This window comes from Ruegeria sp. AM5 (assembly GCF_056540645.1).
Window position 1 is genome coordinate 602,953 of record NZ_JBQFXC010000002.1, and the last position, 26,058, is coordinate 629,010.

Here is a 26,058-nt window from a genome sequence, read left to right on the forward strand (position 1 = left end):
CGGCTAACTTTGAAACTGACCGTATCTCAAAAAATCTTATGGGTACTGGCTGGTGTCGTAACGGCGGTATTTGCCTATCTGATGTTGTAGTCAGATAACAGATCCGTGCGGCTTCGCGGTTCTACAAGAACTTGTTTTCTTCATGGATGCGCGGTGATTACAGGATGATGAAAATGGATCTGGCGGTAGCAAAGGGTGGGGCAGTGGGGCGATCCAAACTAACCCCCCACATTCAGGATGAAGTTGACTGATTAAAGTGCGGCGCCGGGAAACCAGATCAGTGTCAATTTCCCTCATCTTCAGGATGAAATGCCACACAAAGCCCAGGACTGATCGATATATCGGGCACCACGCCACAGTGATAAATCGCGAAAATCGGCTGTGGGATGCTGATTTCAGTGGGCATCCCACAGGACACGCGATCTTAGGTTCCGCGCGCCTGATTACTGCCCATGCGCCAATTCAGCATTTTCACCTGGCGTTCTAACGGTTTCTGTTCCTGTTGAGTGTATGTTACCCTCCGAGGCTTTCAGAAGCCGCAAGGCGTTAGCCACAACCAGCAAGGACACTCCGACATCTGCGGCGATTGCACCCCACATTGATGCCAATCCAAAACCGGTAAGGGTCACAAACAGTGCTTTGGTCGCAAGTGAGAAGCCGATGTTCTGACGGATGATCGACATGGTTCGACGTGAATGATCGATCAGCCAAGGTACTTTGCCGATGTCATCAGTCATCAGAGCAATGTCTGCAGTCTCAATAGCAGCATCAGATCCAACTGCACCCATCGCAACTGCATAATGTGCCCGAGCCATCGCAGGCGCGTCATTGACGCCATCGCCGATCATCGCAACCATCTCGTGCTGTTCTGCCAGTTCCTCAATCGCAGCGACTTTGTCCTCCGGCAGAAGTTGGGCCCGGACTTCGTCGATGCCCACTTCGGCTGCTACCGCTCTCGCTGTTTGTTCGTTGTCACCAGTCAGCATGATGATTGACTTCACGCCCTGCGCTTGAAGCCGGGCAACGTTGTTCTTGGCTTCGGGGCGAATGCGGTCCCGCAGCTCAAGCAAACCGGTTAACCCGTTCTCATCCCCGACAACAACAAGTGTGCTTCCCGCGCTTTCGATTTGGTTGCGCAACTCGGCAGGGATGGACACGCCAAAGCCTTTCTCTACAGCGAAGCGGTCGGAGCCAAGCCAGATATCTCCACGCTCGGTACGGCCTTCCAGACCACGACCGGGAACGGTTCGGATGTCTTCAGCCGCCGATATCGAAATGTCGGTCTGTTCTGCCCGGGTCAAAATGGCGCGGGCCAGCGGGTGTGAAGACCGAACCTCAAGGCTGGCAGCGCTCGCCAACAGCTTCTGCTCGGATGCGCCGCCCAGCGGATAGACATTGGCCACTTCAGGCTCGCCCATGGTGATCGTGCCGGTCTTGTCCATGGCCAGTGCGGTGGTAAGACCGGGGGCTTCAATATAGGCACCGCCCTTAATTAGAACCCCGGCCCGTGCCGAAGCGGTCAAAGCCGCTACGATGGAAACCGGTGTGGAAATGACGAGTGCACAGGGGCAGGCGATAACCAGCAGAACAAGTGCATTATAAAACCAGAAGCCCCACGATGCGCCAAATGCAAGCGGCGGGATCAGGGCGATGGCCACTGCGACGACCATAACGATGGGCGTATAGATCCGCGCAAATTTTGTAACCCACTGCTCAACCGGCGCGCGGCGCGCATGAGCATCACTGACCATCCGGATGATCTTGGCAAGCACGGTGTCTGACGCTGTTTTCGTCGCACGTATTTTGAGGGTGCCTTCACCATTGATTGTGCCGGCATAGACCTCATCACCCAGCTCTTTGGGAATCAGCGCGCTTTCACCTGTGATTGGAGCCTGGTCAACGGCACCGGCCCCTTCGATGACTTCCCCGTCAAGTGGAATGCGATCCCCTCCGCGAACGATGAAGCTGTCACCGACAAAGACATCCGCCGCCGGGACCGTTGCCTCAGAACCGTCAGCACGAACCAGCCGAACCGTCGGGGGGGCCAGATCCAGCAGCGCGGATACCGCGTTCCGAGCACGTCCGACACTCCAGCTTTCCAGATAAAGAGAGAGCGAGAAGAAAAATGCTACAGTTGCCGCTTCAAAAAACTCACCCAGAGCGATGGCACCAGTGACGGCAACAACCATCAGAAGGTTCATATCCGGCGAAAGTCGACGCGCCGAAGACCAGGCCTTAGGGGCCACCAGCCAGACGCCAAACAAAATCGCGACTGCGAACAAAGCTGCCTCGGCTAAAGGCATCGGAACCTCACCATGTCCCGAGAACAGCCCGAGCGCACCGCCCATGCCGGTTTCGAAAATGTGCCAGCCAAAACCTGCTGCCCAAAACCCTCCGCTAAGAGTGGTGAACCGCCGCTGACGTGCAATATGCGCCGCCTGGTCCTGGGCGGCATTTCCGTCATCCCATGGTTTGGCGGTCATACCAGTACTCGCAACCAGCAGCATGACATCTTCGTCAGATAACTTGGAAGCACTTTCAAGAAGCGTCATCCGACCGTTGATCACATCAAATGCGAGATGCTCTTCACCACCTGCTTTCGGGCCGACGACACGGTTCAGGATCGCCACCTCTTCGGCGCAATCAAGGCCAGAGACCTGAAAGCTTCTACCACCTTCAGGAATTGGACCGACGGGGGCGATGTCGCCACACCCGCCACTACCGCATGCGTGGTGACCATGTTTGTTTTTGTGGCCATGGTCGTGGCTATGGGTATCGGATGACATGATTGGACCTCAAGAATCTCTATGGTCCTTTGTAAATAGTTCCTACAGTAACTAGAGCTTCAATACCTTTTTATATTTTTTCATCCGGGTTCTTTGCCTGCGATATTGTTAGTTCATTTCGTCTTGCGGGCCGGCCGTGTGGATGCAATCTAATTGCAGATGACGCTAAAAATTTGGAACAGATCAATGCAGAAACGGATCGCAATTACCATCACGTTAGTCTCGATTACGGCTGGTTGCTCAGCCCAGTTCACCGGGGCCAAAAGCAAAGCACTTGAACCAGGCAACGTGCCAGATTCGGTCGTAGCGCTGGCAGGGCCGGCGCAGGATTTGACCACGGCGCGCCTCCTGCCCGAAGACAATTGCTTTTGGTATGAGCACAGCGGACCCGTCGAGACGACATTGGTACCATTGCGCGCGACGAATGGCGCTCCGATCTGCATTGCGCGCGACGCCTGATCGAAATGAGGGCAGCGACGTCCATGTACGCTGCCCAATATTCATGAGCGGGCTGTGACGCTATCTTCGGCAGAGTATAGGAAAGCGGTCGAGCCGGTTTTCACGTTTGGGTAGAGGTCATTGATATGAGCCATGATCATTCGCACACATCCAGAACTTGCGCGACCGCCGATGCTTCTTGGCTCAGGCGTGCCGTGAATTCTGAGATATGTGTCTCGGTCTCCAACGTATAGATAAAGGGCACGAGAGCCGAGAGCATTATTCGGCCCGGGCTCCATGCCATTCCGGAATTCCGCGTATTCGGGGTTGCGCTCGATCATTGAAGCGGTTGGTGTCCAGTGTGGCCATTCGACCTTTCGGCGGATAACATAGGTGCCGGGCTCGTAAAGGTTCCCGCGCGCGATCGCTACGCCATAGCGCATTGCGGTCCCGCCTTCTTCGATATGATAGAGATAGCGCGCGACGGCATCCACATGGATGTCACCTGGAACCAAACCATCATTTGCCGCGACGCGTCTTGGTAAAAAACGGTCATGAACACCCCACGGATTTGAGGTCATTGGATCGTAACCAATTGGCGTGACCTGACTGTCCCAATAGGTCTTCTGCGATGCGGTTGGCCAGGTTTTGGCGATCAATGGACTGGCCGCAGACGCCGAGAACAGCGCTGTGGTGGATTGAATGAAATGGCGCCTTGTAAGCATAGGTCTCGTCCTGGTTCACAAGTTTAACGTATTTGGATCGCACTATCGCGAATTAATCCGAATCTTAAAGCCTCTAGCAGCTAGAGCTTCAAGAGGTTTCAGGTAACGCTTGGTTTACCCAGTTGATCACGTGACCGGTTGCGTGAATCCTGCTTCGGTCGAGTTTACATTGGAATAGGTCGCAAAGACAATTGACACAGGCGAAGCCGCCATTGTAGCGGTGATTTGTTTTCGGTTCCTGATGGCGGAAGCCAAAAGGATTAAAAGGGAATACGGTTCGGTGTTTTCAATGGCGCCAATTCCGTAACTGCCCCCGCAACTGTGAGCGGAGAGCGATGCCAAGACACCACTGGTTCGTAATGGAACCGGGAAGGTTGGCGGAGCGAGCACCCGCGAGTCAGGAGACCTGCCGTAAAGCGCCGGGCTATGCCCAGACTGAACCTGTCGGCCTTACGGTCGATTCAACCTGACAAGCCGCCGGGTGAGGCGGTAGGGAGAAAGAACATGCATATCGAACCGGGCATCGTGAATGGTGCCAAAATCGCGCTTTCCTATGTTACCGCCGCAGGTGCGGCTACTTACGCAGCGAAAGAAACGTTTTCCACATTGCGTGCGAATGGACCTGCATCTTTTGTTATGCGCTCGGTGCTCGCCACCGTTGGGGTTTTCCTTTTCTTCGAAGTCCTGCCGCATTTCCCGGTTGGTGTCTCTGAAGTCCACTTCATCCTGGGGTCGACGCTGTTTCTGCTTCTCGGTGCTGCACCCGCGGCTTTTGGATTGGCAGCTGGTCTCCTGATTCAGGGTGTGTTTTTTGCCCCGTTCGATCTTCCGCAGTACTTCATCAACCTGACCACTCTGCTGGTGCCGCTATTTGCGCTACAGGCACTGGCCAGCCGCATCATCGCACCCGGCACAGCATATGTTGACCTCAAATATGGCCAAGCTCTTGCCCTAAGTGCGACGTATCAGGGAGGAGTAGTCGCATGGGTTGGGTTCTGGGCCTTCTACGGCCAGGGTTTCGGCGCAGAAACCATGGCGTCGGTTCTGTCCTTTGGCGGCGCTTATATGCTGGTAATTGTCATTGAGCCGATTGCTGATCTGGCAGTGCTTGCGGCAGCCAAGGCAATGCGCGGTTTGAACAGTACAGGTCTGGTGACTCCGCGTTTGTACAACGCTGCGAAAGCTTGACCAAAGTTTGAAGCGGTGTCCTAAACTTGGGTTGCCGCGAAACAACCAGTAGTCGCAGGACCAAAATTTTATTGTGGCGCGTCTCTAGGGCGCGCCACATTGTTTTTAGCAGCTAGAAACCCGCACCCAACGATCAGGGTGATTTGGGTCCTGTATTCGTAGGAAAAGATACCTCGTTTCCTTCCACGATTTGATCCTGTTGGTGACACTGTCCAGAATCAAATCGCCATCACTCGAGCGACAAACTAGAACAGCATGGCCACTGCGATTGGTGTCCAAGACGGTAGCAATCAGTAGCTTCGCAGGGTCCAAGCCGTTCTGCATTAGCTCAAATTTCTTTTGCAAGGCGATGTCTCTAGAACAACGCTCAGGTTACAAACCGTCGGCCTGACCAGCGGTTTCTCAACCAAGCGAAGGCATGCGTGAGGGTGTGATCGGGCCGACGAAATTGAAATTCGCGAACCATATTGCTCTTGTGGCTGAGTTCTCTTGGCTCGATGGTCTCAATTTCCACCCACAATGCCCCAAGTTTTTTTGTGAGTAGTTTTGCAAAAAGGGCGCATATATCTTGCCAGAATGACATTTTCGCAGGAATGGTTCCCGATGACCAAGATCACTCCAGAATTGCTTGAACAAATCCGTGCCCGATTTGCGCAGGTTGACCACTGCCCGCAGCAGGGACCGCGTATTTTCTTTGAAAACGCGGGTGGGGCGCTGACGCTGAATTCGGTTGTGGGCACCTCGCAGGCTTATGCTGCGATCCCTGACAATCAGGGCCGCGACAACCCGGGAAGTCACGAACTGGTGCGGGTAATCAACAAGGCCAAAGAAGATATGGCCGTGTTCATGAACGCCCCCGGTGGCCAGTTCTTTGTCGGCGAAAGCGGGACCGAGCTGCTGTTTCGTTTGATAATGAACGCCTGTCTGGGCACAGGCACCGGTCGGGTGCTTGGCACAACGCTGGAACATCCCGCGACCCGAAGCGCTTGCGCGCGTTGGGCCGGGGTGGCCGGGCAAGATCATGTTCTGGTGGTCCATGACGACGCCACAGGCACCGTCACCGCAGATGCTTATGCGGCGCAGGTAACGCCGGACACAAAGGTTGCGACTATCGTGCACACCTCGCCGGTGACCGGTATGGGCGTGGATGTTGCGGCTGTGGCTGCCGAGATCCGCGCCGTTGCGCCCAATTGCTTCATCATAATCGACGGTATCCAGCACGCCGCGCATGGCCGGATCGACCTGACCGCCTATGATGTCGATGGCTATGTGATCTCGCCTTACAAGGTGTTCTCGCGCCATGGTTACGGGGTGGCCTGGATTTCTGACCGGCTGACCAAGCTGCCACATAACAGCTTGATCGACGGCCCCGCCGACAATTGGGAAATGGGGACGCGTGATACCGGCTCTTACGCTACAATGTCTGACGTAATCAGCTATTTCGAATGGCTGGGCGCACAGGTCAGCGACGCCACCGACCGGCGCGCAAAATTCGTCGCTGCCGGAGAGGCGATCCATGAGCAGGAAAAAGCGTTGACTGATGCGATGATCCGCGGAACCGGCAACCTGCCCGGGCTGGCCGAGATGGAGAAGGTGACCATTCTGGGCGGTGTCGATAACCCAGCACGCGAGGGACTGGTGTCACTGCAGGTCGAGGGCGTGCCGTCGGTCGATGTGGTCAAGCAACTGAACGAACAAGGCATCCGTACGCATTTGCGCAAGGCCGATCACTATTCGGGCAACATCCTCACACCGCTTGGCATGGACAGCTGCGTGCGTGTTTCGATGTGCCACTACAACAGCGTCGCCGAAGTGGCCCAGTTTCTGGGTGCAATGAAAACCATCGCCGCCTGAGGCATTTGAGAGGGGAAGCTCATGAAAACGCATGCGCAAGCGGTTGTAATCGGCGGCGGCCTAGCCGGCTGTTCAATTCTGTATCATCTCGCCAAGTTGGGTTGGACCGATGTGGTCCTGCTAGAGCGGGACGAACTGACCAGCGGCTCGACATGGCACGCGGCGGCCAACATTCATGGGCTGCATGACAACAACAATATCACCCGCATCCAGCACTATACGATGAATCTGTATAAAGAGCTGGAACAGGAAACCGGTCAAAGCTGCGGCGTGTTCCAGCCCGGCTCGCTCTATTTGGCGCAAACCGAAGAACGCGAACATCAGCTGCGCCTGCAGGAAGCCAAGGCTAAATTCTATGGTTTGAATTTCCACGAGGTCAGTCGCGAGAAGGCCAAGGAACTGCACCCGCTGGCGCAGTTCGACGATATCCGCTGCATCATGTATGAACCCGATGGCGGCAATGTGGATCCCTCGGGCGTGCCCCACGCCTATGCTGCCGGTGCCCGCGCCATGGGAGCAACCATAGAACGGTTCTGTCCGGTGCTAGGTACGGATCAGCAACCCGACGGGTCTTGGATCGTGCGTACCGCAAAGGGCGATATTCACACGCAATGGGTGGTGAATGCCGCTGGTCTTTGGGGCCGCGAAGTTGCGGCGCTGGCGGGGCTGACTCTGCCGTTGCAACCGACCGAGCACCAGTATTTCGTGACTGAATCCATCGAAGAAGTTGCCAATCTGGGCCGTCGCCTTCCGTCAATTGCAGACCGGGATGGCGAGTACTATTTCCGTCAGGAAGGCAACGGATTGCTCATCGGGGCCTATGAGAAGGACATGAAGTTCTGGGCCGAGGACGGTACGCCGCTGGACTTTGCCCATGACCTGTTCCCCGACGATTTGGATCGGATCATGGAAAACGTGATCCGCGCTACCGAACGTGTGCCAGTTGCCGCCACCGCAGGGGTCAAACGGGTGATCAACGGGCCGATGATCTGGTCTCCGGACTCCAGCGCCTTGTGGGGTCCGGTGCCCGAACTGAAGAACTATTTCCTCTGCGGCGGACTGATCCCGGGTTTCTCGCAATCGGGTGGTTTGGGCCTGCTGGCGGCGCAGTGGATGATCGAGGGCGAGCCGCAATACGACATGTTTGCATGGGATCTGGCCCGCTTCGGCGACTGGGCCGACAAAAAATTCACCAAGGCACGGGTTGAGGACCAGTATACCCACCGTTTTGCCATCCACTTCCCGAACGAGGAGCGTAGTGCAGGTCGCCCCGCCCGAGTCCGCCCTGCCTATAAAATGCAGAAAAACATGGGCTGTGTCTTTGGTCTGAACTGCGGCTGGGAGCATCCCCTATGGTTCGCCGATCAGTCCGGTGTACAGGAAACCAATGGCTTCACACGCCAGAACTGGTGGGAGCCGGTGGGACGTGAGGTACAGATGCTGCGGGAGAATGTGGGCGTCATCGACATATCGAATTTTGCGAACTACATCATCAAAGGACCCGGTGCGCAAGATTGGCTGGATCGCTTGGTCGCCAACCGCGTACCAACCGTGATCGGGCGGTCTTGCCTGACGCCGCTGATCTCTGTGCGTGGCGGCGTGGCTGGCGATTTCACCATAACCAAGGTGGCCGATGACGAATACATGATGATCGGATCGGGCATGGCCGAGCGCTATCATCAACGCTTTTTCAACATGATCGACCTGCCAAAGGACACAACCCTCGAAGTCGCCACCGACCGCATAGCCGGGTTCAACGTCGCCGGTCCGAAAGCGCGTGACCTGCTGCAGCGGCTGACCAATGCAGACCTGTCGAACGAGGCGTTCCGCTTTATGCGCTCGGCCACAATCGAGGTTGCAGGTGTCACCTGTCTGGCCATCCGCGTCAGCTTTACCGGCGATCTAGGGTGGGAGTTGCACTGCGCCGAAGAAGATCAGACCCGCCTGTACGCTGCGCTTCTGGATGCGGCCAAGCTGCTGGATGGCGGCCCCGTTGGCGGCCGCGCGCTGGGGTCGTTGCGGATCGAAAAAGGTTATGGCTCATGGGGCCGTGAGTATTCGCAGGAATACTGGCCGCAAGAGGTCGGGCTGGCGGGCCTGATCAAGCTGGACAAGGATTTCCTGCACAAGGATGCGTATCTGTCGGTCAAGGACAACGCCGCGCGCGAAGTGCTGTCAATCTTCGAGGTCGAAGTCTCCGAGGGTGCCGACGCTACCGGCGGTGAGCCGATTTTTACCCCGGATGGTACCCCGGTTGGCCGCGTGACATCCGGTGCATACGGCTATTCGGTCGGCAAATCGCTAGCGCTTGGCTATATAAGTCCTGAGGTCGCGCAATCTGGTGATACGGTCGAAGTGTTCATCCTTGGCAAGCCCCATAAAGCGAAAATCCTGTCCGAGCCTCCCTTTGACCCGGATGGAAACCGCTTGCGTGATGTTAAACCGGCACTGGAAGGGGCTGCCTGAGCAGCCCCGTTGCAGGTCAGCGGTTCATGCTGGCGGCGGCGTTTAGCAGCCAGTCCTGAAACAGCCTGACCGACGGTGAAACGGGTTTTTCCTTGAGACGCACGAAATAGGCCCAGGGGCTGTCCAAATCGAATTCGAACGGTTCGATCAGCAACCCCCGGTCCACATAAGACCCGGCCAAAGAGCGGGGCAGAGCGACGCAGCCCAACGACTGCGCCGCCATCTCCATTGCCAGATTTGAAGCGTTGGTCCGCAGCCCTTCCTTCTGGTTCAGGTCTGCCAGATCAAAATGACGTGCGACCCGTTCCCAATAAGCTGGACGACCCAGAATATGGATCAGAGGCGCCTCTTGCAGTTGCGCCGGATCGGTCAGCGGCGTGCCTTTGACTGTGAAATCGGGCGCACACACGACCGCAAGCTTTTCGGCCCACAGCTGCCGCGAGCCCACCGTCACATCGTCAATATGATTGACCGTTATCGAAATGTCCGAGACGTTCGGCTCGACATCAATCCAGACGGTGCCGTGTACCGTCAGGTCGATATCCGGGTGCTGATCGCTAAAGCCCCGGATTACGTCCGGTAGCCAATTCTCGGCCAGGCTGACCGGGCAAGACACGACGACTTTGCGGGTGTGTGACCGCTGGATGACCGATTGTGTGGCCACGTCAATCTCATGCAGAGCATGCCGCACTGAAGGCAGATACGCCTCGCCCACGTCGGTCAGCGACAATGACCGGGCATGGCGCACGAACAGAGGCCGCTGCAAAAACTCTTCGAGCGAACGCACATGGTTGCTGACGGCGGATTGGGTGCAGTTCAGCTCATCTGCCGCGCTGGTAAAGCTGAGGTACCGGGCGGCGGCCTCGAAGGAGCGCAGGAAGATCAGGTGGGGCAGGTTCATCATGGCGACATTTTCCTGGGCGGGCGGATGGGTGGTGCGCCGGGAATCCTGTTTCGCGGCGGGAATTGATCTGGTTCATATGCTACAATGGAGCGGAGCCAAAGCTACAAATTTTCCGGGGCCATTGCCCTCGTATTGTTTTCGTGCTGCGATGGGCAAACACACTTAGGTTTTGGCCGAACCCGAAACCTCATCTGTAGGGCATCGTGACCAACACATTTCAAACTATCGCAAAGTTTGCGCTAAATCGAAGGGTGCAGGATTTCCCCGACAGCGCGCTCGAAGCGGCAGCACTGATGCTGCTGGACACGCTGGGGATCACCATCGGGTCCGGACCGATGCAGGCCGGTCAGATCGCGCGTGACAGCGCTATGGCGCTTTACGGTGCGGGCGATCCGGGCCTCAGCGCACGGATGCTGTTCGATGGCCGCAAGGTTAGCGTTGCCGGAGCGGCTTATGCCGCTGCGACTCAGACCGATAACCTGGATGGCCATGACGGCTATAACCCCACCAAGGGCCATATCGGTGTTGCCGTTGTGCCGGTTCTGGCGGCTTTGGCGGAAACGGTCGCGGATTTTTCCGGCCCCGAGGCGTTGGCGACCGTAACTATTGGATACGAAATCGCCGGGCGCGCCGGGATTTCGTTGCATGACACAGTCAGCGACTACCACACTTCCGGCGCATGGAACGCGTTGGGAGTTGTGGCCGTTGCCGCCCGTCTGCGCGGGCTGAGCGCGGAACAGATGCGGCAGGCCATGGGCATCGCCGAATATCACGGGCCGCGCAGTCAAATGATGCGCGAGATTGCCAACCCCACCATGCTGCATGACGGCTCGGGCTGGGGCGCGCTGGTGGGTGTATCCTCGGCAGTGCTGGCCGAGAAGGGATTTACCGGCGCGCCGGCGATCACAATAGAGGCGGATGAGGTCGCGCATCACTGGCGGGATCTGGGCAGCTTCTGGCAGATGGAACATCAATATGTGAAGCCCTATCCGATCTGTCGTTGGGCCCATGCGGCGATTGACGCCACTAGGGCGCTGATGCGTGAATATGGCCTGTCTCATCAGGACATTGCCGCGATTCAGGTGAACACTTTCCACGAAAGTGCCTGCCTGTTTCAGGGTATGCCGGATGACACTTCGAAGGCGCAGTATTCGCTGCCCTTCGCTGTGGCGACGATGGTGGCGCACGGCCGTATCGGGGTCGAGCATATCACCGGCGCGGGCCTCTCCGATCCGCTGGTCGCGGCGATTGTCGACCGTATCTCGGTGGCCGAGACCGCGCGCCATTCCGACCGCTTTCCTCAAAGCCGCGTTGCTGATGTCGTCATGACCTTGACGGATGGGCGGGAACTGGCGTCGGGCGACGTCCACGCGCGCGGCGGGCCCGAGGCACCCATGGACCGTGACGAAGTGATTGCCAAGTTCATGGAGTTCGCCACTCCACCGCTGGGGGTCAGCCGTGCCGCCGCCATACGCGACGCGGTTCTGGGGTTGCAGTCGCTGGACGCCAAATTCTCGGATCTCGGCGCGCTGATTTATGACGCCGCTGACAACCGCTGAAATCAGGACAACAAAAATGCCGCTAAGGCTGCTGAAATACGGGCTATCCGCCGATTACCCTGTCACCGGAGACATTCCGGCCACGCCAGAGCTTAAATCCAGTTACGATGTGGTCATCGTAGGTGGTGGCGGCCACGGACTGGCCTGTGCCCACTACCTATCAAAGTATCACAGCATCACCAATGTGGCTGTGCTGGAAAAGGGTTATCTGGCGGGCGGCAACACCGCGCGGAACACCACTACCATCCGCTCGAACTACATCACCAAAGAGGGCATCGCGTTCTACAAGGAAGGTGTGCAGCTTTACGGGAAGATGAGCGAAGAGCTGGATTTCAACGTCATGTTCAGCCAGCGCGGTCAACTGACGCTGGCCCATACCGAGGCGACGCTACGCTCGTTCCATCTGCGGGCCGAGATGGGCAAACACGCGGGCACCCGGATCGAGGTCGTTGATGCACAGACGGTCAAGGACCTGTCCCCGCATCTAAATATGGATGAGGGCGGGCCGCTGGAAATCATCGGCGGTTTGTGGCACGCCGATGGAGGCACTGCGCGGCATGATGCGGTGGCCTGGGGCTATGCAGCGCAAGCCAGTAGGCGCGGGGTGGAAATTCATCAACGTACCGAGGTTGAAGGGTTCGACGCTGCCGGCGGCAAGATCACAAAAGTGCGCACCAATCGCGGTGATATCAGTGCCGGGCAGGTGATGATTGCTGTCGGGGGCATGAACTACGATATGGCGATGAAAGCCGGGGTAGAATTGCCGATCCGTTGCTATCCGTTGCAGGCGATGGTCACGCAGCCGCTGAAACCGTGGCTGCACACGCTGGTCAGTTCGGTCAGCCTGCACACCTATCTGGTGCAGTCATCGCGAGGCGAGATCGTGATCGGCGGTGGCTCGGACCCTTATCAGCTGTATTCCACCCGCTCGACACTGGACATGAAAGAACATCTGGCCGAAGGCGCGGTACATTTGTTCCCGTTCCTGCACGGGGTGCGTCTGCTGCGACAATGGGCCGGGATTACCGACATGACGCCCGATTACTCACCCATCATGGGTGCCAGCCCATTGTCCAACCTATGGCTAGATTGCGGTTGGGGCACCTGGGGGTTCAAAGCCACTCCGGTGGCGGGCAAGTACATGGCGCAGTCCATCGCCAACCAGAAGGTCGCGCCGATACTCGAACCCTTCACAATGGAGCGTTTCGCCACCTTTGATCTGCTCAATGAAATGGGCGCAACTGCCGCGAGCCACTGACATGAAGATCCTGATCTGCCCGATGAACGGGCCCCGCAATATTAATGAATTCCAGAGCTTCGGCCCCCTGCGCGCCAACCCCGACCCGGATGCAACCAGCGATCAGGACTGGGCACGTCACCTGTTCCGTGCCAACAATTCACGTGGAACGCTGGTGGAATGGTGGCGGCACGTGCCCTCGAACTATTTCTTTCTGGCCGAGCGCAACGCCACCACGAACGAGGTGATCCGCACTTTTGACCCCTCAGAGCTGGAGCAAAGGTGATGGCCCGACTTCCCGCACCCTGGGGCAACAGGATCAATCGAGATGCGCCGGTATCGTTCGGCTTTGAAGGGCAGGCGTTTCAGGGATACGAAGGTGATGTGATCGCCTCGGCTTTGGCCGGGCAGGGGAAGTGGATGCTGTCGCGCTCGTTCAAATACCACCGACCGCGCGGTGCGATGTCGATGGCGGGCACCGAGGCCGATACGCTGGTGCAACTGCCCTCGGACCCGAACGTGCAGGCCGACCGGCATCCGATTTCGGCAGGGCTGCAAGTTAAGGCGCAGAACGTCAACGGATCACTGGCGCGAGACCGCGACGCATTCATGGACAAGCTGGGGCGATTCATGCCGGTGGGGTTCTATTATCGCACCTTCATGGGCCCGACGCGCAATAGCTGGCTGAAACTGTGGGAGCCGCTGATCCGCAAGAAGGCTGGGCTGGGCGTTCTGGATATCAACGCCCCGCATGAAGACTACGAAAAGGCCAACCTGTTTTGTGACCTGCTGGTCGTCGGCGCGGGGCTGGCCGGGTTGACCGCCGCCATCGAAGCCGCCGAAGCCGGGGCTGACGTCATCCTGGCCGAGCAGGAGCCGGTATTGGGCGGCGCGCTGACCTATGGCCGCGATGTCGACAGGCTGTCCGACCTACTGGCGAAAGTGCAAAATCTGCCGAACCTTCGCATCATGACCGATACAGTGGTGAACGGCTGGTTCGAGGACAACTGGCTGCCGCTGATCCGGGGCAACAAGCTGTTCAAGACGCGCGCGCGCGAGGTTCTGCTGGCCACCGGCTGCATCGAACAGCCCGCGATCTTCCGAAACAATGACCTGCCGGGCATCTTGCTGGGCACTGGCGCGCAACGGCTTATGCGGCACTATGGTGTGAAACCGGGCAAGCGCGCGGTGGTACTGGCCGCCAATCTCGACGGTTATCGGGTGGCGCTGGATCTGTTGGACGCAGGCGTAGAACTGGCGGCTGTGGTTGATCCGCGCCCCGGCGGCAGCGGCAGTGAGCTTGGCCAGCAACTGGCAACAAGGGGAACGCGTGTCATTCACGGCGCCGTGGGCGATGCGCGTGGCAAGACCCATGTTACCGGCGTAAAGGTCGGAGGCGACTGGCTGGATTGCGATCTGTTGGTGATTTCGGTCGGCTATGCGCCAATGTGGCAACTGCCCTGTCATGCTGGCGCGAAACTTGGGTACAATGAAACGGCGGCGCGGTTTTCCCTGTCTCTGCCAGACGCTCCGCTGGGCATTGCCGGGGGTGTTGCCGGGGTCTTTGCGCCTGATGCGGTGGTGGCCGATGCGCAACGCGCGGCACAGACGGCGTTGACTCGTCTGGGGCTGCCAACCCGCGACATCGCGCAGGTCGAAGATGTCGAGGCTGCGTTGACGAATTTCGAACCGGCAATCGCCGGGCATCCCAAGGGCAAGGATTTTGTCGACCGGGACGAGGATATTCAGATCAAGGACCTGCAAAACGCGGTTAAGGAAGGCTATCGCGAGTTGGAGCTGATCAAGCGCTTTACCACAGTTGGTATGGGGCCGTCACAAGGGCGGCACTCGGCGCTGGCCACCGCCCGGGTGGTGGCCAAGGCGACCGACCGCACAATCGGGCAGATCGGCGTGACTACCGCCCGTCCGCCCTTTGGCCCCGAAACGCTGGGCGTGCTGTCTGGTCATCATCACCCGGCAGACAGGCGCACCGCGCTGCATCACGAACATATCCGGTTGGGGGCGGACATGCGCCCGGTCGGAGCGTGGTGGCGGCCTTATTTCTACGGCCCCAAACAAGACGCCAAGCGCCTTATCGAAGAAGAGGTGCATGCGGTGCGCAATGGGGTCGGCGTGCTGGATGTTTCAACTCTGGGCGGGCTCGAGGTGCGTGGCCCGGATGCGGGCGAATTCCTCAACCGCATTTACACCATGGCCTATAAAAAGCAGCCTGTGGGCCGTTGCCGGTACTGCCTGATGACAAACGAAATGGGCACGGTGATCGACGATGGCGTGGCGTATCGGCTGGCCGAGGATCTGTTCTATGTCACCGCCACCACCGGGGCCGTGGCGCGGGTTTATTCGGATATGTTGTTCTGGAATGCGCAGTGGCGGTTGGATGTGGATGTGCTGAACGTCACCTCGGCCTTCTCGGGCTTCAACATTACCGGTCCCAAGGCGCGCTCCGTGGTCGAGGCGCTGGACAGCGATATCGATTTCTCGCGCGATAGCTTTGCCTATCTCGACGGGTGCAGCGGCATGGTGGCCGGGGTGCCAGTGCGCGCCATGCGGATTGGGTTCACCGGCGAGTTGAGCTACGAGCTGCACTGCCCCACCAGCTATGCCCACACCCTGTGGGATGCGGTGATGGCGGCGGGTCACGCGCACGAGTTGCGCCCTTACGGGCTGGAAGCCAGCCGGATTCTGCGGTTGGAGAAAGGCCATATCCTGATTGGTCAGGACACCGACGCGCTGACCTCGCCGGATGAGCTGGGGTTCGAATGGGCGATCTCGAAGACCAAGCCGTTTTTCGTGGGCAAGCGCTCAACCGAGATGCGCCGAAACAAAGGCCTGCCGCGCAAGCTGGTCGGGCTGACATTCGACGGGCCAGATGTACCGGGGGAAAGCTGTCTGGTACTGAGGAATGATGTACCGGTGGGGCATGTGACCTCGGTCCTGTGGTCGCCGACGCTGAACACCCATATCGCGCTGGCATATGTGCATGGCGATGACGCTACGCAAGGATCGCAGGTCACGGTGAAGTGCCGCAATGGCAAGCGCGTCGTTACAACTGTGCGCGGCCACACCTTTTTTGATCCTGAAAACAAACGGCAGGAGGTGTGATGATGCGAACCTATCCGCTTGACCCAAAGGGCGCTGCTGAAAACACACTGCTGGTTTCCGGGCAGATTATCGTGCAGGACCTGACCCACACGCCGCGTTTTGGCCTCAAGGGCCGAGGCACCATGGCGTTTTTGCAATCGCGGGGCCTGAAGGTGCCAGACGTCAACGAAACCGCCGATGGCCTTCTGCGTCTGGGTCAGGAAGAGGTGGTGGTACTGGATGCACCTGCCGACCTGTATGCCCGGTGGCAGGTCGCCGCCACGCCAAAGGGCTATTATTCCTGGCGCGAGGAAACCTGGGCCATGATGCACGTGACCGGCCCGCGCCTGTTCGATCTGCTGGCCAAGATTTGCCCGGTCGACCTGTCGCCCGGGGCCTTTCCAGTGGGAAAGATCGCCCAGACCCGCGTGGGCTATGTCGAGGCAATCACATGGCGCAACGACCGCAAAGGTGTGGGGTTCGATGTCCTTTTCGACATCGCCGCCACTGCTTTTTTCGCCAACGCGGTAGCCACTGCCAGCGCTGAGTTCCAACCGGAGGTACCCGCATGAAATCCCCCACCGTGATCTTGCACACCGATAACCCCGACGCTGCCCGTGCGGTTCTTGCTGAAGGTCATCCCGATCTGCCGATCCACACCTGCGACAGCTACGAGGCGCTCACGGGTTTGATCGAGGATACAGGGGCCGAAGTTGTCTATTCCGTTCGCTTTGCGGGTACCCTCGGCTTTCCACGCGCAGCATTGGTCGAGAACCCGCAAATCAAATGGGCTTCGGTCGGCGGCTCGGGCACCGATCACCTGAACCCTTGGAACCCTGATGAGGTAACGGTGACAAACGCCGCCGGGGTCGCCGCCGATATGATGGCACAATATGCGCTGGGGGCGATGCTGCATTTCACGCTGGATTTCCCGGGCTTTCGTGCCGCGCAGGCGCGGCGGGACTGGATCGGCGGCAAAGTCGAGCCCATCGACAGCAAGACGGTGCTGATCATCGGCCTTGGCAAAACAGGAGAGGCTGTTGCGGCACGATCCAAAGCTATGGGGCTGAACACAATCGGTGTACGGGCCCGCCCGAAACCGACCCCCAACGTGGACGAGGTACACGGGATGGAGGCTTTGCCTGATCTCTGGCCACGCGCTGACTTTATCGTCGTTTGCGTACCACTGCTGGACAGCACGCGCGGTCTGGTCGGGGCGGAGGCTTTTGCCGCCATGAAACCGACGACGGTGATAATCGACGTCTCGCGAGGTGGGGTAATTGACGAAGCACCTCTACTGGCCGCGCTGGAACAGAACCGGATCAGAGGCGCGGCGCTGGACGTGTTCGTTACCGAACCGCTGCCTCAGGGGCACAGGTTCTGGGAACTGGACAACGTGATCGTCACACCGCACTGCAGCTCGGTCTATGACGGCTGGGATCTGAAATCGGTCCGCATGTTTTCCGAGAACCTGATGCGCTATCGCAAGGGCGAGGTGCTGAACAACATCGTAAATCCACAACGGGGATACTAGGTCAATGGCACGAGACAGACGCAGCGGCGGGCGACGCGGCAAATCCGGGCGCGCGGCGGTGGGGATCGAACAGCTGCCCTGGCAACAGGTGCGCAACAGCTGTCCGCCATTCGAGCTGTTAAACCCTGAACAGATGGATCAGCTGCATACAACCTCAATGCGCATTCTGTCCGAGGCCGGTATCCGGGTGATGGGCGACAATGTTATGGACATTTTCGAATGCGCGGGGGCCATCGTAGACCGCGACACCAAGACCATCCGTATGGACGAAACCATTGTCGCCGAAGCGTTGAAAACGGTGCCCTCGGAATTCACGCTGACCTCTCGCAACCGCGCGAAACAGATTACGCTGGGCGGCGATCATGTGAATTTTGGTTTGGTTGCCGGGCCGCCGAACGTACATGACTGTATAAATGGCCGCCGTCAGGGTAATTACGATGACTATTGCAACTTCATCCGGTTGGCGCATCACTTCAACGCTATCCATCTGATCGGCAATCAGGTGATGGCCCCGATCGAAATGCCCGCCAACAACCGCCATCTGGACACCTACAACGCCAACCTGAGCTATAGCGACCTGAGCTTTCACTGCACCGCTATCGGGCGCGGGCGGGCGATGGATGGCATCAACATGATGGCGATTTCGCGCGGTCAGAAACCTGAGGACATGCGCGGCGATCCGGGGGTGATCACAATCATTTCGGTGAACTCTCCACGCCTGTTCGACGATGCCATGGGTGACGGCCTGATCGCGATGGCCGAGTATGGTCAACCTGTGACGGTCACGCCATTCACTCTGATGGGGGCAATGACACCGGTCACGCTTCCTGCCGCGCTGGCGCAACAGAACGCCGAGGCGCTGTTCGGTGTGGTGCTGACGCAGTTGGTCAGCCCGGGAGCGCCTGTCATGTATGGCTCGTTCACCTCGAATGTGGACATGAAATCCGGGGCCCCGGCTTTTGGCACACCGGAAAATGCCAAGGCGAATATTGTCGGCGGGCAGCTGGCGCGGCGCTATGGCATTCCGTACCGGACATCGAACGCAAATGCATCCAACGTGGTGGATTTGCAGGCGGCATACGAAACGATGATGGCCACATGGGGCGCGGTTCTGGGAGGGGCCAATATCGTCTATCATGCCGCCGGCTGGCTTGAGGGCGGCCTGACCGCATCTTACGAGAAATTCGTTATGGATATCGAGATCATCCAGAACATGATGGAATTCCTCAAGCCGATGAAATTTGACACGGATGAACTGGGCCTGGACACCATCAAATCGGTGCCCACTGGCGGCCATTTCTTTGGCGTCGATCACACGATGGAACGCTATGAGACCGCGTTCTACAAACCGATGCTGTCCGACTGGCAGAACTATGAAAACTGGGAGGCGGCCGGAGCCAAGGACGCCCTGCAACGCGCCACCGAGGTTTGGCAGCAGGCGCTACGCGAGTATCAGATGCCCGAGATGGACCCCTCCGTGCGTGAGGAGCTGGATGCCTATATCGCCAAACGCAAGGAAGAGATCGGCAGCGGCGAACCCTGATGGAATATCGGGGCAGGGGGGTCGACCGCTGCCCCGGTTCGTTTACAGAAGATCGAACAACCGGCCCGGCAGAGCCTCGTGGCGTGGCAGACCCAGCGCCCGCATCATGCAGAACATCATCGCCTGATTTGAGGTCACTACCGGCTTGTCCAGCGTGTCCTCGATCTGCTCGATGGCCTCGACTGCGCGCATGTCGGTGCAGCTGAGCACGACGGCTTGCGCGTCCGGGTGGTCTGCCTCACAGGCGAGGTCGTAAACCTCGTCCGGGGTCAGCTCTCCCTGTCCGTAATTGCCCAGCTCGCGGCCAACATCGGCGCAACGCACGGTTTCGATGTCGTTTGCGGCCATGAAATCCATCGCCTGCGTGTTGATTTCGCCCAGATAGGGCGAGGAAAAGCCCACTTTCGTCACCCCAAGCGCCTGAATGGCGGCGATCAGCGATCCGGCGGCTGTCAGCGATTGCGCTCCCGATCCGGCCTTGATCTGCTGCGCCAGATCGGCGTCGAATGACGGCCCATGGGTCAGCGTGGCCGAGGTGCAGCCGTACAGCACCACATCTGGCCGCACGCCCGAAATCATCCGCAAATCGTGGCTGATGTCCGAGGCCCCAAGCCCCGCCATCTGGTCAGAACCGGGGATTTCATCGACATCATAACCACCCATGCGCTGGAAATGCACGGTGGTGTCCTGGCAGCGCATCAAGGCCATATCGGCCTCGAGGTTGGTGTTAGTGAAGGGCACCAGAACGCCGATCTTGGCCCGGGTACGCGTTTCGTGGCTCATGACGTTACCTTTCTCAGAACGGCCAGACAGCGATCCATCACCGGTGTGTTGCAGATCGTGGCGCGCAGGCAGTCGGACAGACCATAGCCGCCCATACCGCGCATCAGCAGTTTCTCGGCCCGTAGCGCAGCGTCGGCCTGTTGCGCCTGCTTGGTCGAGGCAAAGTGGATCAGCACGAAATTGGTGTGGCTGTCCGGCACGATCAGCCCCAGATCGCGGCAGTCCTCCGCGAACCGATCGCGAATGGTTGCCGTTTTCGCGACCACGTCCCGCATATGCGCCTGATCGCGCATCGCCGCCGCTGCCGCAGCCTGCGAGGCAATCGAGATGTTGTTGGGGTTCAACAGCTTGCGCAGCTCTCTGGCGATGTCGGTGGTGAAATAGCCCCACCCGGCGCGCGCCCCGGCAAGCCCGTAAGCCTTGGAGAAGGTGCGGGTGATCACAGTATCCCCCCGATCAGCCAGCGCGAAAATCTCTGCTGGATCGTTGGCTTGGTCGGCGAACTCGGCATAGGCCTGATCGACCACCAGCAGCACGTCGCCGGGTAGCGCGTTGCGCAGGCGCAGGATGTCGGCATTCGGGATCAGGGTGCCGGTGGGATTGCCCGGGTTACAGACAAACACGATACGGGTCGCCGGGGTGACGGCGGCCAGAACCGCGTCGACGGATACGGTCAGATCGACCTCGGGCGCGGCGACGTATTTGGCCTGCGCCTGCGCCGTGGCCGAGGCCACGAAGGCATAGCCATACTGCGTGCCCAGCACGTGATCGCCGGGCCCGGCAAAGGCGCGGATCAGGCAGCCGATCAGCTCCATTGAGCCCGCGCCACACAGCACCCGCGCCGGGTCGACCCCGTGTACCCCGGCAATGGCCGCGCGCATGTCGGGCCATTCGGGATCGGGGTAGAGCGTCAGATCAGCCAGCGCTGCCTGCCCGGCCGCCACGGCGGACGGACTGGCCGGAAAGGCGCTTTCGTTCTGCGCCAGCGAGATGGTGCCTTCAGCACCCAGATCGGCCAGCGCATAGGCGCCCATGGCGCCGACATGAGAAACCGGACGGATCATGCGTCACCTCCGTAGGCTTTGGCGCCCTCGGCGCTGACCAGACCGCGTTTGAGATCCAGCGCCAGCGCGTCCCGATCACGGTCTGCCGGGTCGCCGAAACCGCCGCCGCCCGGGGTGTCGAAGATCAGGTAATCGCCACCTTCGACCCGCAGCTCTCCCTTGCCGGGAATGTCGCTGTCGCCATCACGGAACCGGATGCGCCCCGGCGCGCCGGGCTGACCGCCCATGCGGCCCAGGGCGGGGAATTTCAGCCGCTCGACCGACAGGAACACGATGAAGGGCGCGCCGTTGGCCGATGTCATCTCGATCCGCTGCCCAAGCCCGCCGCGATACTTGCCCGCGCCACCGGAATCCGCGCGCAGCTCGCGTCGCCAGATGGTCACCGGCGCGACGCTTTCGGTGATCTCCACCTGCGAACCGAACACGCCCGAGGGGTAGGCGGTGGCTGACAGACCATCCGCATGCGGCCGTGCACCGGTGCCGCCATTATGTACCGGTTCCACTGCGAATTCGCGCCCACCATCGCGGGCCACCACGGGGGCGTGGCGCATGGGCAGGTCGAACATGCAGCTTGCGCCCTCGGCGGGCACTTCATCAGGTAGTGCCTGATGCAGACAGCCCAGCACCAGATCGGGTGTCACCTGACCCAGCGTGTGCCGCATCGCCACCGGCACCGGGCGCTGTGCGTTCAGGATGCAGCCCTTGGGGCCGTCGACGGTGAACGGCTCGAGCGATCCGGCATTGTTGGGGATGTCCGAGCCGACGATGCAGCGCAGCGCAAACACCGTATAGGCGGTAGCATAGTTCAGCGGCACGTTGATGCCCTTGCGCGAACAACCCGAGGTGCCGGTGAAATCCACATGCATCCCCGATTTACTGACGGTCAGGGCTGCGTGCAACTCCAGCTCATTCTCATAGCCATCCATTTTCAGGACGTTTTTGTAGATACCTTTGGGCACCTCGGCGATGGCCTCAAGCGTGCCACGGCGCGAAGTGTCGATGATGTAGGACCCCAGCGCATCCAGATCGGTCAGGCCGAACTCTTCCATCATACTGACCAGCCGGTTCACCCCGGCCTCGCAACAGGCAATCAGGGCATAGATGTCGCCCTCGTTGGCGATGGGCTCGCGGCTGTTGGCGCGGATGATGTCCAGCAGCAGCGCGTTTGGGGTGCCTTCCTCGACCAGTTTGCAGGGCGGAATCAGCAGCCCCTCGTCATAGATGTCGGAGCCTTCGGGGCCCATGCCCAGACCACCCAGATCAACCAGATGCGAGGTGCATGAGGTGAAGCCCACTACCTTGCCATCCTTGAACGCGGGCATCATCAGCAGGAAGTCGTTCAAATGCCCCGAGGCCAGCCACGGATCGTTGGTCATGTAGATATCGCCCGGTTTCATGGTCTGAACCGGGAAGGCGGCGCGCAGATGCTGCACCGCTTCGGCCATGGTGTTGATATGGCCCGGCGTGCCGGTTACCGCCTGTGCCAGCATCCGGCCGTTGACGTCGAAGATCCCGGCGGAGATATCGCCGCATTCGCGCACGATGGGCGAAAAGGCGGCGCGGATCAGGGTTTGGCCTTGTTCTTCGACCACTGCCAGAAAACGGTTCCACATCACTTGTAGGCGGGCGGGGGAAAGATCGGTCGCCATCATGCGCCTCCTTTCTGGTCCTGAACCAGGACGAGGTTTCCTATGGCGTCCACATGGGCCGAGAAATCAGTCGAGACCAGCGTGGTGGTCTGCGGCTCGTGGATCAGCGCCGGGCCGCGCACATGGTCGCCGGACTTCAGATCGGCCCGCGCCACGAAGGCGGCCTGTTTCAGCGCGCCGTCCACATCGCAGGTGATCGGGCGAGTGTCGGGTGCGGTGAAGGTCGTCAATGCAGGTGTAGCGGGCACTGGTGGCACGGCGCTGTCAAGGGTCGCGACGCGCACCGCCCAGTTGAGAATCTCGATCTGCATCCCCGGCACCGGGCGTGAGAACTGCTTGCGATATTCTTCCTCAAAGGCGGTGGTCAGCGGTGCAATATCGTCTGCCGTCAGATGCCGGTCGGGCAGAGTGGTCTCGATCTCGTGACCCTGACCGTTGTAGCGCATGAAGGCGGTGCGCTGTGTTTCGGTCGGGGCATCGCCCGCGCCCTGGGCAACCACGCCTTTGGCCTCGACGATCATGGTGTCGAACAGCGCGTTGATCTCATCCATGTCCATGCTGTCCAACAGCGAATAGCGCGAGCGGACGATTTCGAACGACACGGGTGCGAACAGGAAGCCCACGGCAGACCCCACGCCCGGATTGAGCGGGATTACAATGCGGCTGACCCCGGCGGATCGTGCCACCCGGCTGGCATGCAACGGCCCGTTGCCGCCAAAGGCAATCATCGTGCGCGGTCCAAGATCCTTGCCCGATTCCACCGCGTGCATCCGGCCCGCGCTGGCCATGCTTTCATCGACAATGCGACTGACGCCGTCGGCTGAGCCAACGGCATCGAGATCTAGTTTCGATCCAATCACCCGGCTTAGCGACTGTTTGGAGCTTTCGGGGTCCAGCTTGATATGCCCCTCGGCAAATGTGTCGGGCACGATGTAGCCCAGCGTGATGTCGCTGTCTGTCACCGTAGGCTCGGTGCCGCCGCGCATGAAGGCCACGGGGCCGGGTTCAGACCCCGCCGATTTCGGCCCCACGGTCAGCCGCCCCAACCGATCCACCCCGGCGATGGAGCCACCGCCCGCGCCGATCTCGATCATCTCTATCACCGGGATGCGCACTGGCATGCCCGAGCCCTTTATGAACCGCGCGGCGCGGGCGATCTCGAACTGGCGCGAGGTCTGCGGGCGGGCCTTGTCGATCAGGCACAGCTTAGCGGTGGTGCCGCCAACGTCAAAGGACAGCACCTGATCCAGCCCGGTGCGGGCGGCGATGCGGGCGGCCAGAATGGCCCCTCCGGCGGGGCCGGATTCCACCAGCCGGATCGGAAAACGCGCGGCGGTGCGCACGGTGCACATGCCGCCGCCCGCCGTCATCATCAGGATCGGACAGGTCACGCCCTCGGCCTCGAACCGGTCGACGAAACGGGCCAGATAGGTCTGCATCAGCGGCTGGATATAAGCATTGGCAACGGTGGTGCACAGCCGGTCGAACTCGCGCGCCTCGGGGCTGACCTCGGACGAGATCGAGACGGTCAGATCGGGCCGCTTCTCAGCCAGCACATCGCGTAGGCGGCGTTCATGGGCGGGGTTGGCATAAGCGTGCATCAGGCAGATCGCTATGGCCTCTGCGCCGCTCGCGTCGATATCGGCCAGCAGTGCGTCGATGGCCGAGTCTTCGAGCTCGATCAATACCTGACCACCCGCCGACATGCGTTCGCGCACGGTCAGAGCACGCTCGCGCGGCACCAGCAGGTCAGGCTTCTCGAGGTTGATATCGTATTGCGAATAACGCCGCTCATACGCGATTTCCAGGATGTCGCGAAAGCCTTCGGTGGTCACCGTCGCCACCACCGCGCCGCGACGTTCGATCAGCGCATTGGTCGCCAGGGTGGTGCCGTGGATAAAGCCGGTCACCTGATCCAGCGTCCGGCCCGATTGCTGCATTACTCGCGCGGCCCCTTCCATGGCGCCGTCGGCAGGGTTCTGATGGGTGGTCAGGGTCTTGGTGGAGGCCAGGATTGTCTCTTCGCCAGAGACAAGGACCGTATCGGTGAAGGTGCCGCCAATATCGATGGCCAGGCGCAGCGTTTGAGTTGTCATGAGGTCTTCCGAAATTTCTGTAATCGCAGCGTAAAGCAAAAAGGCCCGAGGCCCTGCTTTATGCAAGGATCACAAGATCACAGCCGGTTGCGCGGCGGTCCGTAGGATTCGGAATGTCAGTCTGTGTCATGGGCGAAATGTGCAGTTTCAAGATAGCGGCAGCAAGCTGGATTGCGACAGAAAGGCCTGCAAGCGACATCTATCGTCTCTGCAGGCCAGAAATCTGCCGACACGGGCCACCAGACGGAGAGCGCGCGATCAGGCAAGCCACCAGCGTTCAGGGGCTTTGGCACCATCCATTTCCCAATTCGCGGCGATCTCGCCCTGGGCGACGGTTTTGGCAACACCCATGATATGATTGGCGAACATCGGAACGATCGCACCGCCATCATCATGAACCAAAGTCTGCGCTTCGGCATACAGAGTGCGGCGTTTGGCGTCGTCCAGCTCTGCACGGGCCTCGACCACGATGGCGTTGAAGCGATCGGCGGCTTCGCCTGTGCGCCAGGCTCGTACACCTCAATGAATTAGCCACCGGTGCCAATTCAGGATTGTGGGTCGGTCAATTTGCCATCGGTCGAAGGCATAATGACCAAGTGATAGCCAGACAGGATGATGGGAAGTCGGCATTTGCCGGATCCAGCTCGAACACCAAGTTGTTGCCATCGGCGCGCATCGATTTGATTTGGGCAACCAAATCGTTCACCGCAGATTTCGATCCTTCGCCACAGTGGTGGTCGATTGTGGCGATGACAACGGCAGGGGTAAGGGTTTGGTCGTTGTGGAACTCGACCCCTTCACGCAGGGTGAATACCCAAGTGATTGCGTCGTTCGAGGAAAACTCGGTCGCGAGTTCGGGCACCAAATTTCCGTTTGCGTCTAATTCGATCAAGTTGTTGCCGAACAGATAGGCGACAGCGGTTTTGATCGTGCCTTCATAGGTTGCTGGGTCTAAAAAGTCGGTAGTCGAACCGCTGCCAAAGCCAAATTTGATCGCTCCGCCTTTTTTAGGGACCTGCGCAAGTGCTTGTCCGGATAGGCTCAGTGCCGCCGGAATGGCAAGGCCCGCAGCCAGAGCGCTTGATATGAAGATACGACGCGAAATCCGGCCGCTCGGCAGTTTCTGCATC

General features: G+C 59.6%; 21 protein-coding genes and 1 riboswitch. Of the genes, 11 read left to right on the plus strand and 10 right to left on the minus strand.

From position 1 onward, the window contains the following. Window positions 1-443 precede the first annotated feature (443 nt). Window positions 444-2,786 carry a heavy metal translocating P-type ATPase gene (locus ACR0AH_RS08575; RefSeq protein WP_480591383.1) on the minus strand — a complete coding sequence of 781 codons (2,343 nt, stop codon included), beginning with the start codon at window positions 2,784-2,786 and terminating at the stop codon, window positions 444-446. 159 nt (window positions 2,787-2,945) lie between these two features. Here ACR0AH_RS08575 and ACR0AH_RS08580 point away from each other — a divergent pair, with 159 nt between their 5' ends. Beyond that, window positions 2,946-3,245, plus strand: coding sequence for a hypothetical protein (locus ACR0AH_RS08580; protein ID WP_480591386.1), 300 nt, complete (start codon window positions 2,946-2,948; stop codon window positions 3,243-3,245). Between the two features lie 41 nt (window positions 3,246-3,286). Here the strand turns inward: ACR0AH_RS08580 and ACR0AH_RS08585 are convergent, their stop codons facing one another. Beyond that, window positions 3,287-3,949 carry a L,D-transpeptidase gene (locus ACR0AH_RS08585; RefSeq protein ID WP_170402530.1) on the minus strand — a complete coding sequence of 221 codons (663 nt, stop codon included), beginning with the start codon at window positions 3,947-3,949 and terminating at the stop codon, window positions 3,287-3,289. Between the two features lie 215 nt (window positions 3,950-4,164). Further along, window positions 4,165-4,377: riboswitch (cobalamin riboswitch) on the plus strand. A 76-nt stretch (window positions 4,378-4,453) separates the two neighbouring features. Here ACR0AH_RS08585 and ACR0AH_RS08590 point away from each other — a divergent pair. After that, the gene (locus ACR0AH_RS08590; RefSeq protein WP_170392744.1) at window positions 4,454-5,137 is read left to right on the plus strand and encodes an energy-coupling factor ABC transporter permease; all 684 of its coding nucleotides are present in this window, start codon (window positions 4,454-4,456) and stop codon (window positions 5,135-5,137) included. A 105-nt stretch (window positions 5,138-5,242) separates the two neighbouring features. On the opposite strand, the gene ACR0AH_RS08595 is transcribed toward ACR0AH_RS08590, so the two are convergent. Continuing rightward, window positions 5,243-5,482, minus strand: a complete 240-nt coding sequence (locus tag ACR0AH_RS08595) for a transglutaminase-like cysteine peptidase (RefSeq protein WP_480591389.1) — start codon at window positions 5,480-5,482, stop codon at window positions 5,243-5,245. Between the two features lie 258 nt (window positions 5,483-5,740). On the opposite strand from ACR0AH_RS08595, the gene ACR0AH_RS08600 reads away from it, so the two are divergent. Then, window positions 5,741-6,991: an aminotransferase class V-fold PLP-dependent enzyme gene (locus tag ACR0AH_RS08600; protein ID WP_170407417.1), complete on the plus strand. Its 1,251-nt coding sequence runs from the start codon at window positions 5,741-5,743 to the stop codon at window positions 6,989-6,991. 21 nt (window positions 6,992-7,012) lie between these two features. After that, window positions 7,013-9,457 (plus strand): GcvT family protein, encoded by a 2,445-nt coding sequence (locus ACR0AH_RS08605; protein ID WP_480591392.1) that lies wholly within the window; start codon window positions 7,013-7,015, stop codon window positions 9,455-9,457. Between the two features lie 16 nt (window positions 9,458-9,473). On the opposite strand, the gene ACR0AH_RS08610 is transcribed toward ACR0AH_RS08605, so the two are convergent. After that, a complete protein-coding gene (locus tag ACR0AH_RS08610) occupies window positions 9,474-10,361 on the minus strand; it encodes a LysR substrate-binding domain-containing protein (protein WP_480591395.1) in 888 nt (295 codons plus the stop codon). Between the two features lie 203 nt (window positions 10,362-10,564). Between ACR0AH_RS08610 and ACR0AH_RS08615 the strand changes: the two genes are divergently transcribed. Genes ACR0AH_RS08615 through ACR0AH_RS08645 form a run of 7 tightly spaced genes read left to right on the plus strand, consistent with a single transcriptional unit; the run spans window position 10,565 to window position 19,336 of the window. Then, the gene (locus ACR0AH_RS08615) at window positions 10,565-11,920 is read left to right on the plus strand and encodes an MmgE/PrpD family protein (RefSeq protein WP_480591398.1); all 1,356 of its coding nucleotides are present in this window, start codon (window positions 10,565-10,567) and stop codon (window positions 11,918-11,920) included. Between the two features lie 16 nt (window positions 11,921-11,936). Next, window positions 11,937-13,178, plus strand: a complete 1,242-nt coding sequence (locus tag ACR0AH_RS08620) for an FAD-dependent oxidoreductase (protein WP_480591401.1) — start codon at window positions 11,937-11,939, stop codon at window positions 13,176-13,178. 1 nt (window position 13,179) lies between these two features. Then, a complete protein-coding gene (locus ACR0AH_RS08625) occupies window positions 13,180-13,443 on the plus strand; it encodes a sarcosine oxidase subunit delta (RefSeq protein WP_170511596.1) in 264 nt (87 codons plus the stop codon). Continuing rightward, window positions 13,443-16,280 carry a 2Fe-2S iron-sulfur cluster-binding protein gene (locus ACR0AH_RS08630; protein ID WP_480591404.1) on the plus strand — a complete coding sequence of 946 codons (2,838 nt, stop codon included), beginning with the start codon at window positions 13,443-13,445 and terminating at the stop codon, window positions 16,278-16,280. Before ACR0AH_RS08625 ends, ACR0AH_RS08630 begins: the two co-directional genes overlap by 1 nt. Window positions 16,281-16,282: 2 nt before the next feature. Next, complete coding sequence (locus ACR0AH_RS08635) at window positions 16,283-16,831, plus strand: hypothetical protein (protein WP_480591407.1); 549 nt, start codon at window positions 16,283-16,285, stop codon at window positions 16,829-16,831. After that, window positions 16,828-17,793 carry a D-2-hydroxyacid dehydrogenase gene (locus ACR0AH_RS08640; protein WP_480591410.1) on the plus strand — a complete coding sequence of 322 codons (966 nt, stop codon included), beginning with the start codon at window positions 16,828-16,830 and terminating at the stop codon, window positions 17,791-17,793. The genes ACR0AH_RS08635 and ACR0AH_RS08640 overlap by 4 nt, the downstream gene beginning before the upstream one ends. Before the next feature lie 4 nt (window positions 17,794-17,797). Then, window positions 17,798-19,336: a trimethylamine methyltransferase family protein gene (locus ACR0AH_RS08645; RefSeq protein ID WP_480591413.1), complete on the plus strand. Its 1,539-nt coding sequence runs from the start codon at window positions 17,798-17,800 to the stop codon at window positions 19,334-19,336. 42 nt (window positions 19,337-19,378) lie between these two features. Here ACR0AH_RS08645 and ACR0AH_RS08650 read toward each other — a convergent pair whose 3' ends face one another. The 6 genes from ACR0AH_RS08650 to ACR0AH_RS08675 all read right to left on the minus strand — a co-directional run bounded on the left by ACR0AH_RS08650 (window position 19,379) and on the right by ACR0AH_RS08675 (window position 26,057). Beyond that, on the minus strand, window positions 19,379-20,119 hold the full coding sequence (locus ACR0AH_RS08650; protein WP_480591416.1) for a maleate cis-trans isomerase family protein: 741 nt from the start codon (window positions 20,117-20,119) through the stop codon (window positions 19,379-19,381). Further along, entirely contained in the window at window positions 20,116-21,183 is a 1,068-nt protein-coding gene (locus ACR0AH_RS08655) for a pyridoxal phosphate-dependent aminotransferase (RefSeq protein WP_480591419.1), read from the minus strand. Before ACR0AH_RS08655 ends, ACR0AH_RS08650 begins: the two co-directional genes overlap by 4 nt. Beyond that, window positions 21,180-22,832 (minus strand): hydantoinase B/oxoprolinase family protein, encoded by a 1,653-nt coding sequence (locus ACR0AH_RS08660; RefSeq protein ID WP_480591422.1) that lies wholly within the window; start codon window positions 22,830-22,832, stop codon window positions 21,180-21,182. Before ACR0AH_RS08660 ends, ACR0AH_RS08655 begins: the two co-directional genes overlap by 4 nt. After that, window positions 22,832-24,928 carry a hydantoinase/oxoprolinase family protein gene (locus tag ACR0AH_RS08665; RefSeq protein WP_480591425.1) on the minus strand — a complete coding sequence of 699 codons (2,097 nt, stop codon included), beginning with the start codon at window positions 24,926-24,928 and terminating at the stop codon, window positions 22,832-22,834. Before ACR0AH_RS08665 ends, ACR0AH_RS08660 begins: the two co-directional genes overlap by 1 nt. 258 nt (window positions 24,929-25,186) lie before the next feature. Then, the gene (locus tag ACR0AH_RS08670) at window positions 25,187-25,396 is read right to left on the minus strand and encodes a hypothetical protein (RefSeq protein WP_480439034.1); all 210 of its coding nucleotides are present in this window, start codon (window positions 25,394-25,396) and stop codon (window positions 25,187-25,189) included. 94 nt (window positions 25,397-25,490) lie between these two features. Then, window positions 25,491-26,057, minus strand: a complete 567-nt coding sequence (locus ACR0AH_RS08675; RefSeq protein WP_480591428.1) for an ABC transporter substrate-binding protein — start codon at window positions 26,055-26,057, stop codon at window positions 25,491-25,493. Window position 26,058: the final 1 nt, after the last annotated feature.